Raw genomic sequence first — 14,782 nt, forward strand, 5'->3', positions numbered from 1 at the left:
TTTCGGTAGAATGAGCCGAGGCCAGGGCGGTTGCTTGGCACATGGAGGCAGGGACAAGGCAATGTTGTCAGAGCAGAGACGCCAATCGATCCTGAGTGAGGTGCAACGCAGCGGACAGGTTCGCATCAAGGACCTGTCAGACGATTTTGGCGTGTCGGAAGTCACGGTGCGCTCCGACCTCGAGATACTGGACCGCAAGGGACTGCTGACCAAGACCCGTGGAGGGGCGGTGACCCGGACCACGGATTCGACCACGGCCGCGTTCGCCCGCCGGATGCAAACCAACCTCGATGCGAAGAAACGCATCGCCCGGGCAGCGGTAGAGCTGTTCCAGGACAACCAGTCGGTCATCTTCGACGGCGGCTCGACATTGATGCAGGTTGCCATGCAGTTACCGCCGCTCAACAACGTCGTGGTCGCGGCCACGGCGATGAATATCGTTCAGCATCTGATGCATCGGCCTGGGCTCGACGTTCACATGATCGGTGGCCGGGTCTATCCAGACACGGTGAGCACGCTGATTACCGATGCCGACACTGCTCTCGGCGGCTTGGTAGCGCATCAGGTCTTTGTCGGAGCGCATGCGATCGACTCGTCACTGGATGTGGTCGACGTGAACGAAGACATGGCGCGAACGAAGCGAATCCTGGTGCGCATGGCCCGGCGCGTCGTCCTCCTGGCGGATTCGAGCAAATTTGGCGTCAGCGGGACCTCCAAGGCCTTTTCGCTGTCGGGCGTCGATGTGGTGATCACTGACGATGGCCTGCCCGGTACAATACGCAGCGAGCTTGATAGGATCGGGGCCACGGTGATCTATGCCTGAACCCGTCGCGGTAGCTGGGCGCCCTCGAAATATCCGACTCGCGGATGACCCACCGGCTTTGGCGCCCGCGATCGGCCGTTTTTCATGTCCGTCATTTTCTCCTCCCAAGGCCAGCAGCCTCCCGATGCCCCGGCAGCATTTACGCATGTTCCATAAAAATTTTACGCGCGTCAATATTTAAAATGTTGTATAGCCATTTCGAGCGCGATCCGGCACCGTCGCGAGAGATCAGGCAGATGATCGCATTGGGAGGTAAGACGGAAAATGCAGGCAAAATCAGAAGCCAAACTGGGCATCGGTGTCATCGGATGCGGCAACATCTCGATGACCTACCTGCGCAATGCCGCGCTTTTCGGCGGCATCGAATTGCGCGCCTGCGCCGATATTTCAGCCGAGATGGCGGCGCTGCGGGCCAAGGAATACGGCATCCGGCCCCTTGGCGTCGATGCGCTGCTGGCCGATCCACAGATCGACCTCGTCCTCAACCTGACCATTCCGGCGGCGCATTTCGACATTTCATTCTCCGCCCTTTCGGCGGGAAAGCATGTCTTCACTGAAAAACCGCTCGCAACCTCGGCCAGCGATGGCCGCCGTCTGGTGGCGGAGGCGGCCAAACGCGGCCTGCTGCTCGGCTCGGCTCCGGACACTTTCCTTGGCGCAGCCGGCCGCAAAGCGCGCCGCCTGATGGATGAGGGCGCCATCGGCAGCCCTGTCACCGGCACCGCCTTCATGATGGGGCGCGGCATGGAACACTGGCATCCCAATCCGCAATTCTACTACCAGCCGGGCGGCGGCCCGGTGTTCGACATGGGTCCCTACTATCTGACGATGCTGGTCAACCTGCTCGGCCCGGTCGCGCGCGTCATGGCGATGGCGACGAGGGGCCAGGAGGAACGGCTGATATCGGCCGAAGGGCCGTTCAAGAACACCACATTCAAGGTCGGCACGCCGACCAATGTGCTGTCGCTGCTCGAATTCCGTTCCGGCGCGACCGTCACTTTCGGCGCGTCATGGGATGTCTTCAGGCATTCCAACCATCCAATCGAACTGCACGGCACGGAAGGCTCGCTGCGGTTGCCCGACCCGGATACGTTCGGCGGCACGGTGTCGCTGTCGGAACGCGGCGCCGACTGGAAGGATTTCGCCAGCGAAGGCGAACTCTACGGCGCCCGCAACTGGCCTTACGCGGCGCCCGACCGTGCCAACTACCGCATGCTCGGCGTCGCCGACCTGGTGCGTTCGCTACAGACAGGCGCGACGCCCCGCGCTTCCGGCAATCTGGCGCTGCATGTGCTGGAGATCATGGAAGCGATCCTGCATTCGGGCGAGACGAAAAGTTCGGTCGCCATGACAGGTGACGTCGTCCAGCCGGCCCTGCTCGGCGAAGACGAAGCGCGCGGCCTGCTCGCCTAAGCGTTCCATGTTTTCACGCAATTCCGGACGGAAAACCGCTGCACACTTTTCCTGGAATTGCTTTGACGGAGATAACGATGACGCTCGACCCAGATGCGCTGCGTGCCCTGGAAATCGGCCTTGCCGCCGGCGGCGAACCCTTCGAGAACGGCAGTGTCGCGGCGGCGCGGGCCACGTACAACGCTTCGTTCCCGACGCTGCAGGGCGAGCACGAGCCAGTCGCGGCAACCGAGCAGCGGCAGATCGACGGGCCGAACGGCCCGGTGACGATCCGCATCCATCGCGGTATCGGCGCGCCGCGGACCGGGGCGCGCGCGGTGCTCTATCTGCACGGTGGGGGCTGGGTGATCGGCAATCTCTCCTCGCATGACGAGATCTGCCGCTGGCTGGCCAATCTCGGCAACGCCGTCGTCATCTGCCCCGACTACAGGCTGGCGCCGGAGCACAAGTTTCCCGCCGGGCTAGAGGATTGCGCCGCAGCGCTGCGCTTCATGGCTGCTGGAGGACTCGGAATCGACCCGACCCGCATTGCCGTCGCCGGCGACAGTGCCGGCGGCAACGTTGCCGCCGTGCTGGCATTGCTTGCCCGCGACAGGCTGGCGCCGCCGCTCGCCGCCCAGATCCTGATCTATCCCAACACCGATGCCCGCCAGACGGCGGACAGCTACCGGCGTTTCGGAGACGGCTTCGGACTCACCTCCGCCACCATGGCCTGGTTCCGCGATCATTATGTGCGAACGCCCGAGGATATCGCGGACTGGCGCGTATCTCCGCTGCTGGCCTCCAGCCTCGCCGGTGCACCGCCGGCCTTCGTCGTGATCGCCGGCCACGACATCCTTGCCGACGAAGGCACGGCCTATGCCGAGCGCCTGCGCGCCGACGGAGTGCCGCTGGTGTTGCGACACTGGCCGGGTCAGATCCACGGCTTCGTCTCGATGGGCCGCCACATCCTGGCCGCGCGGCAAACGGCAAGCGAGGCGGCGGCCTGGCTCCGCCTGCAGACGCCGGAGCCGATCACTCAGGCCGACTGACGCATCACAAGGGTCGCGCCAAGCTTGACGTTGCGCGCCAGATCATGGCCGGGTGGATCGGCCTCGTCCAGCAACGCCAGCAGGATCTCGACGCTGCGGCCGGCCATGGCGGCGAAGTCCTGTGCCATGGTGGTCAGCGCGGGACAGGTGTAGCGGCTCAGCGGATGATCGTCGTGGGCGGCGACCCGAAAATCGCAATCGGCACGGCGGCCGATCTTCAGCCCGCGCGAAAAGGCGGCCGCCATCACACCGAAGGCGAGACGGTCATTGGCGCAGAGCAGCGTGCGGGCCGGCAGACCGCCTTTCTCGAGCGTCCTGTCCATCCATTCGTGGCCGATGCGCTCGAAGTCCCAGCTATAGTCGCCCGCCGCCTTGAGAACGGTGGGCTCCAGGCCCGCGGCCTGCATCGTGTCGATATAGCTCTGCAGGCGTTCGCCCGAATTGTGGTTGACGTGCGGGATGTCGACATAGACAGGCGGTTCGCCGGACCGGCAGAGATAATCGACGATGGTCGAGGTGCTCTGGTGGTTGTCATTGCCGACGAATGGTGTGTCGCCTTCGATATAGGTGTCGAAATAGACGATCGGGATGTCCTCGCTCATTCGTTCGAAGACGCCGGGTTCGGAGACTAAGCCCAAGGGCGCGACGATAGCGCCGGCTACTTTCAGCGACATCAGCGTCCTGACCGATTCCGCCTCCAGCTTCGGCGAACCGTGCGAGGAGATGACGATCGGCCAAAACCCTTCGTCGCGACAGCGCCGTTCGATGCGGCTGACCATCTCGGCGTAGAAGGGATCGGTGATCGCCGGTACGACGATGCCGACATTACGGGTGCGCTTGCGGTTGAGGTTCCGGGCAAAAACATTCGGCTGATAGTCGGACGAACTAAGCGCCGCCTCGATGCGCGCCCGTGTCGCCGGCTTCACGCTGGCCGGATCGTCGAAATACTTCGACAGGGTCGGTCGCGAAACGCCGGACGCCCTGGCGAAATCATCCATCGTCCGGTGGGTCTTTTCCGCCATCTATGTTTCAGGCCCCCTTATCCTCGATGCCAGCCTTAACGCTCTGGCCAGAATCAGTCTTGCGATCGTCGCGGTGAGGCAGCATTGCTTGAGCGATCTTATTCAGTCAAATTTCCATGTTTCCAGTACAACGCAGAAGCATTGCGCACGTCAAATTATTTATTGACGCTCCGAAAACGACAATTTAGGTTTTGAACATGCACGGGCAAAGAAAGTTCTGGCCAAAGGGGAGGCCGTCCGTCCGGCAGATGGTGAGGACATGAAGAAACTGGTTTGTGCCGGCGAGATCCTGGTCGAGATCATGGCCGAGCGGATCGGCCAGAGTTTTCGCGCTCCCGGCCCGCTGGTCGGCCCGTTTCCGTCAGGCGCTCCCGCCATCTTCATCGATCAGGCGGCGCGGCTCGGCCAGCCGGCGGGGCTGATCGCGGCAGTGGGCGACGACGATTTCGGCCATCTGAACATCGAGCGCCTGCGTGCCGACGGCGCCGACATCTCGGCCATCACCGTCCATCAGGGCTCCGCGACCGGAACCGCCTTCGTCACCTATGAGAGCGATGGCAGCCGACACTTCGTCTACAACATCAAGCAGAGTGCCGCCGGCCTGATCGAGATGGGCGCGGAGGCGCGCGAGCTGCTGGCCGGCGCCGACCATTTTCACGTCATGGGTACATCGCTGTTCTCGCCCGAGGTGATCGAAATTGCCCGCAACGGCATCGAAGCCGTCAAAACGCGCGGCGGCACCGTCTCTTTCGACCCCAACATCCGCAAGGAGATGCTCGATCTACCGGGCATGCGCGACGCCTTGCACTTCGTGTTGTCAAAGACCGACGTGTTCCTGCCGAGCGGGGCGGAACTCTTCACCTTCGCCGAGGCAACCGACGAGGAAAGCGCGGTACGCGAAATGCTGGACCGCGGCATCTCCACTATCGTCGTCAAGAAGGGCGCGCAGGGCGCCGTTCACTACGACCAGTCGGGGCGCACGGCTTTACCCGGCTTCGTCGTCGAGGAAATCGATCCGACCGGCGCCGGAGACTGCTTTGCCGCAGCCTTCGTCTCCTTCTGGCTGCGTGGAGAGGCACCGGAGAAGGCGCTGCGAATAGCCAATGGCTGCGGCGCGCTGGCGGTGACGAAGAAGGGACCAATGGAAGGCATCGCCTCGCTCGCCACCGTCGAGGCGTTCATCGAGACCGCCCGGACCGGAGCACCGGCATGAGCCAGGCGACCGGTCGACTGGCTAGCATCGCCACGCGCCGTGCGGCCGGCGAACGCTGTGGCATCGCCTCGATCTGCTCGGCCCATCCGCTGGTCGTCGAAGCGGCGCTGCGCCACGGCAAGGCGCGCGGCGCCGACGTGCTGATCGAGGCCACCTGCAACCAGGTCAACCACGAGGGCGGCTATACCGGCATGACACCGGGCGAGTTCCGCCGCTTCGTCGAGACGATCGCCGGCAAGGCCGGCTTTCCCCTGGACAGGCTGGTGCTCGGCGGCGACCATCTGGGCCCCAATCCTTGGAAGCACCTGCCGGCGCCGGAGGCGATGGAAAAGGCCGCACGCATGGTGGATGCCTATGCCGAGGCCGGCTTCACCAAGATCCACCTGGACGCCAGCATGGGCTGCGCCGGCGAAGGTGCGGCACCGCCCGACGCCACCATCGCCGCGCGCGCCGCCGAACTGGCCGAGGTGGCGGAGGCCGCGGTTGAACGAACAGGCGGCACCAGGCCTGTCTATGTCATCGGCACGGAAGTGCCGGTGCCGGGCGGCGCACAGGAGGCGATGGACCATCTGGCGGTGACGACACCGGAGGCCGCGGGTGAGACGGTTCGCATCCACCGCGATGCCTTCAGCCGGCGCCGCCTCGACCAAGCTTTCTCGCGGGCGATCGGCGTCGTCGTGCAGCCGGGCGTCGAATTCGGCAATGCCGAGGTCATCGCCTACCGGCCGGAACGCGCCCGGGCGCTTGCTGGCACGCTGCGAGACCTGCCGCAATTCGTCTTCGAGGCCCACTCGACCGACTACCAGCCCACTGCGGCGTTGAGCGCACTGGTCGACGACGGTTTTGCCATACTCAAGGTCGGGCCATGGCTGACCTTCGCGCTGCGCGAAGCCCTCTACGGCTTGGGCCACATCGCCGACATTCTGGTTCCCGACCCATCGAGGGAAAGTCTGCCGGCGGCCATGGAGCGCGTCATGCTGGCGGCGCCCGGCAATTGGAAGAGTTACTATCACGGCGCCGAGGCCGAGCAGCGGATCGAGCGGCATTTTTCCTACAGCGACCGCATCCGCTATTACTGGCCCGCGTCGGCGGCGCGGCAGGCCGTGAACGCGCTGATGCAGGCGCTGGGCGAGCGTGACATCCCCTCACCCCTGATCAGCCAGTATCTCGGCCGCCTCGATAGCGCGGTGGCGAGCGGATCCGTCACGCCAAAGGCCAGGGAACTCCTCATCGCAGGCGTGACGGACGTTCTCGACATCTATGCCAGCGCTACCGGCTGATCCCCGTCATGGCTGCGGCACCAGGAGCAGGGCGCCCGTTGGTACGGCGCAACTCCAGACCGCGCTGCGCGTCAGCGGCGGCGTCAAGGGCTCCGGCTATGGTCGCTTCGGCGGCAAGGCCCGATCGCCGAATGCACCGATTTGCGCTGGGTGACGATTGAGGCCTCGCTCGCGGAAGATCAAACAGCCAGCGACGGTATGAAGCGGACGCTGGCGGATTGTTTCTGGCCAGGGGCCAGCACAATGCAGCCGGTGTCGATCTCCTTGTCGCCCATCCGGTTGAAAGCATCGGTGATGTTGCTGACCGGCTCGGCGCAAAAGAACGGTTCGCCCGGCGGCGTGTAGAGGACGAGGAAGTCCATCGGCGCCTCGGCCTCGATGTCCAGCTGCCGTCCGTGTTCGGGCCACGTAATCCGGGCGCGGCGCGTCCATCCGGTGAAGACCGTATCGAAGTCCACTTCCGATACGTCAAAGCCGATGGATGGATGGGCCCCCACGGGCGGCGGGACATGGCGGATGGGCAGCACCTCCGCATCGTTTTCCCACATGCCTGATACCCCTGCCTGGACATGCGTCCACTGTGTCGACGGGAAATAAGGATGGAAACCGAGGCCAACCGGCATCGGTGCGTCCGACAGGTTGCGCACGGCAATGGTCAAGCAAAGCCTGCCGTCGGCCAGGGAGATCGCTTGCTCTGCCTCATAGCTCCACGGCCAGGAATCGGCGGCGTGGCGATAGCGCAGGACGATCATGCTCGCTTCATGGCTCACGACCGTCCATGGGTGACGCCAGCCATGGCCGTGCTCATGGTGTGGATCGTCCGAGGCCGTCGGCAATTGAATGGGGCGTCCCGCGAAATCGAAGCGGCCATTCCTTATGCGGTTGGAATAGGGCACGAGCGGAAAGCAGGCCATGGCGCCGGGATCGCGGCGACCGATGGCCGTTGGCTCGGCCGGACGCAGCCAATCCACGGCGGAACCATCCCGCCACCATCGATACGAAGCCAGCGCTCCACCAGCGGCGGAAGCAACTTCAACGGTCGCGATGCCATCACTGATCGAGACCAGTTCCGTGTGCGGAGCGACGGCCACAAAGGAATTATCTGTCATCGGCACTCCCCAATCCCTTGACTCCAATCGCCACGGTTATAAGACATATCATATGAATAGTATGAAGAATAGAAAATCGTTCATCACGGTCCGCACGTCACGGGTCGCGGTCGCGGTTTCCAGCGGTTCCACCGCGCTGCACGCCACCGTCGTCGAGCAGATCGGGCTGCGCATCGTGCAGGGCGACTTCCAGCCCGGCGAGGCGCTGCCCAATGCCGACGATTCCAGCGAGATGCTGGGGGTCAGCCGCACAGTGCTGCGCGAGGCGATCAAGGTGCTGGCGGGCAAGGGGCTGGTCGAATCGCGGCCGAAGACCGGCACGCGGGTGCGTCCTCGCGCCGACTGGAATTTCCTCGACCCCGACGTCCTGTCCTGGCGCTATGCCGGCGGGGTCAGTGCCGAGGATGTGCGGGCGCTGTTTGAACTGCGCCGCGCCATCGAGCCGATGGCGGCGGCCCTTGCCGCGCAGCGCGCGACGCCGGCGCAGATCGCCGAGATCCACGCAGCGCTGGCCGAAATGGAAGCACTGAGCGACGACGGCGACCGCTTCGCCAAGCCCGATCTGGTGTTCCACCAGACCATATTGCGCATGACCGGCAACGAGCTGATCGGCTCGCTGGCCGCACTGGTCGAGACCGCGTTGGTAATGAGCTTTCGCCTCTCCAACGACAATCCGGAAGGGCAGCGCCATTCCTTGCCGCTGCACCGGGAAGTCGCCGAGAAGATCGCCGCCGGCGACGCCGCCGGCGCGCAAAAGGCATTGCTGGTGCTCATCGACAATGCCGAGGATGACGTGCGCCGCAGCGTCGAGAACCGCAACAAACGCCGCAACGAGCGGGGCCTGCAATCGTGACCGAGACCAAACGCAAATTGCGGTCCGAAGCCTGGTTCGGCGGTGAAGGCAAGAACGCCTTCATGCACCGCAGCTGGATGAAAAACCAGGGCATTCCCGCCGACGCTTTCGACGGCCGGCCGGTGATCGGCATCTGCAACACCTGGTCGGAACTGACGCCGTGCAATGCGCATCTGCGGGCGCTGGCCGATCACGTCAAGCGCGGCGTCTACGAGGCTGGCGGCCTGCCGCTGGAATTCCCTGTCATGTCGCTGGGCGAGAGCAACATGCGCCCCACCGCCATGCTGTTTCGCAACCTGGCCAGCATGGATGTCGAGGAATCCATCCGCGGCAATCCGATCGACGGCGTCATCCTGCTTGTTGGCTGCGACAAGACCACGCCGGCGCTCTTGATGGGGGCTGCCTCGTGCAACCTGCCAACCATCGCCGTCTCCGGTGGACCGATGCTGAACGGCAAGTTCCGCGGACAGGATATCGGCTCGGGCACGCATGTCTGGAAATTCGCCGAGGAGGTCAAGGCTGGCCGCATGCTGGTCGCCGACTTCCTCGCCGCCGAACAGGGCCAGAGCCGGTCGGCCGGCAGCTGCATGACGATGGGCACCGCCTCGACCATGGCCAGCATGGTGGAAGCGCTCGGCATCGGCATGCCGGACAACGCCGCGATCCCGGCGGTGGATTCGCGCCGAGGCGTGCTTGCCCAGTTGGCCGGACGGCAGATCGTCGATCTTGTCCACCGCGACGTGACGATTGCAAGGATCCTTACCAGGCAAGCCTTCGAGAATGCCATTCGCGTCAATGGCGCGATCGGCGGCTCGACCAACGCGGTGCTGCATCTGATCGCCATCGCCAACCGGGTCGGTGTCGATCTCGGCCTCGATGACTGGGACCGCCTTGGCCGCGGCGTGCCAACCATTGTCGACCTGATGCCGTCGGGTCGGTTCCTGATGGAAGATTTCTACTATGCCGGGGGGCTAGCTGCGGTCATGGCGGCGCTTGATGAAGCGGGGCTTCTTCATCGCGACGCCATGACCGTCAGCGCCAAGACCATCGGTGAACTGATCGACGGCGCGCCCAACTACAACCGTGAGGTCATTCGGCCGCTGCGCGAGCCGCTGACCAAGGAGGGCGGCATCTCGATCCTGCGTGGCAACCTGGCTCCCAACGGCGCGGTCATCAAGCCGTCCGCGGCAACGCCCGAACTGATGCAGCATCGTGGCAAGGCCGTCGTCTTCGAGAACATCGAGCATTACCATGCCCGCATCGACGATCCGGAGCTGGATATCGACGCCTCCTCGGTGATGGTGCTGAAGAATTGCGGACCGCGCGGTTATCCCGGGATGGCAGAGGTCGGCAACATGCCGCTGCCGGCCAAGCTGCTCAGAGAAGGCGTCTCCGACATGGTGCGCATTTCGGACGCGCGCATGAGCGGTACCGCCTACGGCACGGTGGTGCTGCATGTTGCGCCGGAGGCCGCGGCCGGTGGTGTGCTGGCCCTGGTGCGCGACGGCGATCTCATCGAGCTCGACGTCGCCGGCCGCCGTCTCGAGCTTTTGGTTTCGGATGAAGAGCTGGCGATCCGCCGCCGTGACTGGAAGCCGCCGGAGCCGCCGCAGGGTGGCTACCAGAGCCTCTATGTCGAGCGCGTGCTGCAGGCCGACAAGGGCTGCGACTTCGACTTTCTCGTCGGCCGGCGCGATGCCGGCATACCCCGGCATTCCCACTAGAGAGGCGCGCGATGACTGATCAGATCGGCAGCTACGCGACCTACCCCAGCCTCAAGGGCCGCAGCGTGTTCATAACCGGTGGCGGCAGCGGCATCGGCGAAAGCCTGGTGCGCCATTTCTGCGCGCAAGGCAGCCGCGTCGCCTTCGTCGATCTGGCCGAGGAGCCTTCACGGCGCCTGGTCGATGCGATCGCGGCCGAAGGGCGTGCCGCGCCGCTGTTCATTCCCTGCGACCTGCGCAATGTAGAGCAGTTGCAGACGGCGACCGTCGAGGCGATGCGGCACAACGGCCCGATCCAGGCGCTGTGCAACAATGCCGGCAATGACGACCGCCACCAGACCACGGACGTCACGGTGGCCTATTGGGACGACCGCATGGCGGTCAATCTGCGCCACCAGTTCTTCGCCGCCCAGGCGGTGCGTCCACAGATGAGTGCGCATGGCGGTGGCTCGATCATCAATTTCGGCTCCATCACCTGGATGGTCGGCGATCCCGACTGCCCTGCCTATGTGACCGCAAAGGCGGCGGTGTATGGCATGACGCGGGCGCTGGCCCGCGAACTCGGCCCCGAGCGCATCCGCGTCAACTGCATGGTGCCGGGCTGGGTGATGACCGAGCGCCAGATGCGGCTGTGGCTGAACCCCGCTGGCGAACGCCAGATCACGGAGCGGCAGTGCCTGCCCGACCGGCTGCAGCCATCCGACATTGCGCGCATGGCGCTGTTCCTCGCCGCCGACGACAGCCTGATGTGCACGAGCCAGCAGTTCATCGTTGACGCCGGCTGGGTGTGACCCCGTACGGCCTCTAGGGAAGAAGGGTATTTCATGCGTCTTGTTCAGTACATAACGATCGACGGCGGCAGGCGGGTCGGCCTCGTTTCCGATGACGGCGATCGCCTGCATCCACTCGACAAGACAAGCACCGTGCTGGAGCTCGCCGAAGCGGCGATCGCGCAGGGTGCGTCGATCGCGGCGCTGGTCGAGAAGCGGACGGGCGCGGCCACGATCGACTATGGCGAACTGCTGCGCGATGGCCGCGTGCTCGCTCCCGTCGACCATCCGGAACCGGCGCGGTTCCTGGTCACCGGCACCGGCCTCACTCACACCGGAAGTGCCGCCGCGCGCGACAAGATGCATGTGCTGACCCATGGCGAGGACGCCGAGGAGTCGGATTCGCTGAAGATCTTCCGCATGGGCCTGGAAGGCGGCAAGCCCGGTGCCGGCAAGATCGGCATTCAACCAGAATGGTTCTTCAAGGGCGTCGGCACCTGTGTCGTGCCGCCTGGCGCCGATCTGCCGATGCCTGCATTCGCGAAAGCCGGCGCGGAAGAGGCCGAGATCGTCGGCCTTTACCTCAATGGGCCGGATGGCCGCCCCTATCGCATCGGCTATGCGTTGGGCAACGAATATTCCGACCATGTGACGGAGGCCGAGAACTACCTCTATCTCGCCCACTCGAAACTCCGCTCCTGCTCGATCGGACCGGAGCTTTTGATCGGAGACCTGCCCGAAGAAGTGCGCGGCCATTCCCGCATACTGCGCGACGGCACTGTTATCTGGGAACAGGAATTCCTGTCGGGCGAAGCGCACATGTCGCACTCGATCGCCAATCTCGAACACTTCCATTTCCGCTACCCGATGCACCGCAGGGCGGGCGACCTGCACGCCTATTTCTTCGGAGCGGCGGTGATGAGCTACGCCTCCGGCGTCAAGACGGCTTCCGGGGACGAGTATGAAATCCAGGCACAGACATTCGGCAAGCCGCTGCGCAACCGGATGGTGTCGGTGCCGGACGAGGGACTGGTTGCCGTCACCCAGCTGTGACGGCGATAGCCCCGGAAATTACGGTCCACCAGAATGACAATGGGAGATTAAAAATGGGACTGAAGAAAGCGTTTCTGAGACTAGCGACCATCGGGCTCGGCATCGGCCTGATGACGTCGGCGGCGCTGGCCGCGAACCTTCGCGTGCTGGCCTGGGACGGTTATGCCGACCCGGATTGGGTGAAGGACTTCACCGCCGCCACCGGCATCGGTGTCGATGTAGTCTTCATCGGCAGCGATGACGAAATCTGGGCCAAGATCAAGGGCAGCGAAGGGCAGGACTTCGACGTCTTCGCGGTCAATACCGCCCAGTTGCAGCGCTACATCAAGGCCGATCTGGTGTCGCCGATCGACATCACCAAGCTGCCGAACCAGAAGGACGTGCTGCCGCGCTTCCGTAATCTGTCTCAGGTCAGCGGCGACACCAAGGACGGCAAGGTCTACGGTATTCCGTTCTGCTTCGATTCCATCGGGCTGATCTACGACACCGACAAGGTCAAGCCGGCGCCGACCTCGATGTCCGTCCTGTGGGATCCGGCTTACAAGGGCAAGATCCTCGCCTACGACAATGGCGAGCACAATTTCTCGTTCACCGCGCTGACGCTCGGCTACAAGGATCCGTTCAACCTCGACGAAAAACAAATGGCGGCGGTCAAGGCCAAGCTGGTCGAGCTCAAGCGCAATGTGCTGAGCTTCTACACCACCGCCGACGAGGCGCAGCAGATCTACCAGAACAATGACGTTGCGCTGATCTGGGCCAATTATGGCCAGCAGCAGGTCAAGGCACTGCAGAAGATCGGCGCCCATGTCGCCTACGTCAATCCGAGCGAAGGCGCGCTTGCCTGGCTCGACAACTGGGTCATTTCCAAGGGCGTCCGCGACAATGCCGCGGCCGAGAAGTGGATCGACTTCATGCTGACGAAGAAGGTCAGCGGCGCGCTTTCCGAGCGCACCGGATTCGGCAACACGGTGGTCCAGTCGAGCAGCGCCGGCGGCAACGACAAGCTGGTCTGGCTCAACAATGTCGAGGATCCGCTCAAGCGTTCGGACTTGTGGAACGAGGTCAAGGCGACGCCCTGATCCTTTCCACGCCTGACTTCGAAGGACCCGGCGGTCCGGACGTTCCGGACCGCCGAACCGTATGCGAGAATACCCCATGAGCCAGAACACCGACCTCTTGACGCTGCGGTCCGTCTCGAAATCCTACGGCACGGTTCCCGTGCTGCACGACATCGACCTGTCGATCCGGGACGGTGAGTTCCTGACCGTTCTTGGGCCATCAGGCTCGGGCAAGACCACGGTCCTGCGCCTGATCGGCGGGCTTGAGCCACTGACGTCAGGCGAGATCCGGCTCGACGGCCAGGACATCAGCCGCATGCCGATCAACAAGCGGCCGTTCAACACTGTGTTCCAGGATTATGCGCTGTTCCCGCATATGACCGTCTCCGGCAATGTCGGCTATGGGCTCTCGGTGCGCCATATCAAGCGCAAGGAGATCGCCAGCCGCGTGGCGCAAGCCCTCGATCTGGTCCAGCTCGGACGTTTCGCCGAGCGCTTTCCGGCACAGCTTTCCGGCGGCCAGCGCCAGCGTGTCGCGCTCGCTCGGGCGCTGATCTGCCAGCCGCGCCTGATCTTGCTCGACGAGCCCCTGGCGGCACTCGATCTCGAATTGCGCCGGCAGATGCAGGAGTTCCTAAAATCCATCCAGCGCGAAATCAAGACCACCTTCCTGTTCGTCACCCACGACCAGGAAGAAGCGATCGGCATGGCCGACAGGATCTGCGTCATGCAGGCCGGACATATCCGCCAGCTCGGCACGCCGCATGAGCTCTACTACAAGCCGAATTGCGAATTCGTGGCGCGCTTCTTCGGCGAGAACAATCTGGTGGCTGGAAAACTCGGTCCGGTGCAAGGCGAGCAACGACCGATCGAGACGGCACTCGGACGGCTGGTCTGCTCGATCAGCGACCAGCCGCATCTGAAGATCGCGCCGGATGGCGCCGAGGCTTTCGCGGCGTTCCGCCCCGAAGCCTTGCATCTCGCGGACACCAAGGACGGCGGCAACCGCTTTTCCGGCACCATCGCCGATCTGGCCTTTGCCGGTTCATCGACCGTCGCCACGATCACGGCAGGTGCGGACAATGCCGCGCTGCGCCTGCGCCTGCGGCTGCGCATGCCGAGCCGGATCGACGGCAGTGCTCTCAAGTCAGGCGAAACGGTCTCGCTTTGCTTTGCACCGCATGAAGGCCATCTGGTGCTGGCATGAGCGCGGCTGGCTCGACATCTTCCGAGGAGCGGCGCTTGTCGCAGCTTGTCACGGCGCTGGCATTCGTCTTGCCGGTTATCTTCGTCCTCGTGCCACTGGCGATCTTCCTGGTCTACAGTTTCTTCAGCGTCGACCAGGGTACGATCGTCCATGCACCGACCCTCGGCAACTATATCAGGTTCTTCACCGATCCGATCTTTCTGCCGGTGTTCTGGAACACCATCGT

General features: G+C 64.1%; 13 protein-coding genes. 11 read left to right on the forward strand and 2 right to left on the reverse strand.

Features of this window, described 5'->3' with window-relative positions:
- The first annotated feature begins 61 nt into the window (after positions 1-61).
- The 3 genes from X742_RS161020 to X742_RS161010 all read left to right on the forward strand — a co-directional run bounded on the left by X742_RS161020 (position 62) and on the right by X742_RS161010 (position 3,267).
- Positions 62-823: a DeoR/GlpR family DNA-binding transcription regulator gene (locus X742_RS161020; protein ID WP_023771144.1), complete on the forward strand. Its 762-nt coding sequence runs from the start codon at positions 62-64 to the stop codon at positions 821-823.
- Between the two features lie 264 nt (positions 824-1,087).
- Positions 1,088-2,236, forward strand: coding sequence for a Gfo/Idh/MocA family oxidoreductase (locus X742_RS161015; protein ID WP_023771145.1), 1,149 nt, complete (start codon positions 1,088-1,090; stop codon positions 2,234-2,236).
- 77 nt (positions 2,237-2,313) lie between these two features.
- Complete coding sequence (locus X742_RS161010) at positions 2,314-3,267, forward strand: alpha/beta hydrolase (protein WP_023771146.1); 954 nt, start codon at positions 2,314-2,316, stop codon at positions 3,265-3,267.
- Here the strand turns inward: X742_RS161010 and X742_RS161005 are convergent.
- A complete protein-coding gene (locus X742_RS161005) occupies positions 3,255-4,289 on the reverse strand; it encodes a LacI family DNA-binding transcriptional regulator (RefSeq protein WP_023771147.1) in 1,035 nt (344 codons plus the stop codon). The genes X742_RS161010 and X742_RS161005 overlap by 13 nt on opposite strands.
- 259 nt (positions 4,290-4,548) lie before the next feature.
- Here X742_RS161005 and X742_RS161000 point away from each other — a divergent pair, with 259 nt between their 5' ends.
- Both X742_RS161000 and X742_RS160995 read left to right on the forward strand, forming a co-directional pair.
- Positions 4,549-5,502, forward strand: a complete 954-nt coding sequence (locus X742_RS161000; protein WP_023771148.1) for a sugar kinase — start codon at positions 4,549-4,551, stop codon at positions 5,500-5,502.
- Complete coding sequence (locus tag X742_RS160995; RefSeq protein ID WP_023771149.1) at positions 5,499-6,782, forward strand: D-tagatose-bisphosphate aldolase, class II, non-catalytic subunit; 1,284 nt, start codon at positions 5,499-5,501, stop codon at positions 6,780-6,782. The genes X742_RS161000 and X742_RS160995 overlap by 4 nt, the downstream gene beginning before the upstream one ends.
- Before the next feature lie 179 nt (positions 6,783-6,961).
- On the opposite strand, the gene X742_RS160990 is transcribed toward X742_RS160995, so the two are convergent.
- Positions 6,962-7,891, reverse strand: coding sequence for an aldose 1-epimerase (locus X742_RS160990; RefSeq protein WP_023771150.1), 930 nt, complete (start codon positions 7,889-7,891; stop codon positions 6,962-6,964).
- A gap of 61 nt (positions 7,892-7,952) precedes the next feature.
- On the opposite strand from X742_RS160990, the gene X742_RS160985 reads away from it, so the two are divergent.
- The 6 genes from X742_RS160985 (at position 7,953) to X742_RS160960 (ending at position 14,556) form a co-directional block, all read left to right on the forward strand.
- Positions 7,953-8,744 carry a FadR/GntR family transcriptional regulator gene (locus tag X742_RS160985; RefSeq protein ID WP_031247750.1) on the forward strand — a complete coding sequence of 264 codons (792 nt, stop codon included), beginning with the start codon at positions 7,953-7,955 and terminating at the stop codon, positions 8,742-8,744.
- Positions 8,741-10,468, forward strand: a complete 1,728-nt coding sequence (locus X742_RS160980; RefSeq protein ID WP_023771152.1) for an IlvD/Edd family dehydratase — start codon at positions 8,741-8,743, stop codon at positions 10,466-10,468. Before X742_RS160985 ends, X742_RS160980 begins: the two co-directional genes overlap by 4 nt.
- An 11-nt stretch (positions 10,469-10,479) precedes the next feature.
- The gene (locus tag X742_RS160975) at positions 10,480-11,259 is read left to right on the forward strand and encodes an SDR family oxidoreductase (RefSeq protein ID WP_023771153.1); all 780 of its coding nucleotides are present in this window, start codon (positions 10,480-10,482) and stop codon (positions 11,257-11,259) included.
- A 33-nt stretch (positions 11,260-11,292) separates the two neighbouring features.
- On the forward strand, positions 11,293-12,291 hold the full coding sequence (araD1, locus tag X742_RS160970; RefSeq protein ID WP_023771154.1) for an AraD1 family protein: 999 nt from the start codon (positions 11,293-11,295) through the stop codon (positions 12,289-12,291).
- Positions 12,292-12,344: 53 nt separating this feature from the next.
- Complete coding sequence (locus tag X742_RS160965; protein WP_023771155.1) at positions 12,345-13,370, forward strand: ABC transporter substrate-binding protein; 1,026 nt, start codon at positions 12,345-12,347, stop codon at positions 13,368-13,370.
- A 76-nt stretch (positions 13,371-13,446) separates the two neighbouring features.
- On the forward strand, positions 13,447-14,556 hold the full coding sequence (locus X742_RS160960) for an ABC transporter ATP-binding protein (protein ID WP_023771156.1): 1,110 nt from the start codon (positions 13,447-13,449) through the stop codon (positions 14,554-14,556).
- Positions 14,557-14,782: the final 226 nt, after the last annotated feature.

The organism is Mesorhizobium sp. LNHC229A00 (assembly GCF_000502415.1).
Classification (GTDB): Bacteria; Pseudomonadota; Alphaproteobacteria; order Rhizobiales; family Rhizobiaceae; genus Mesorhizobium.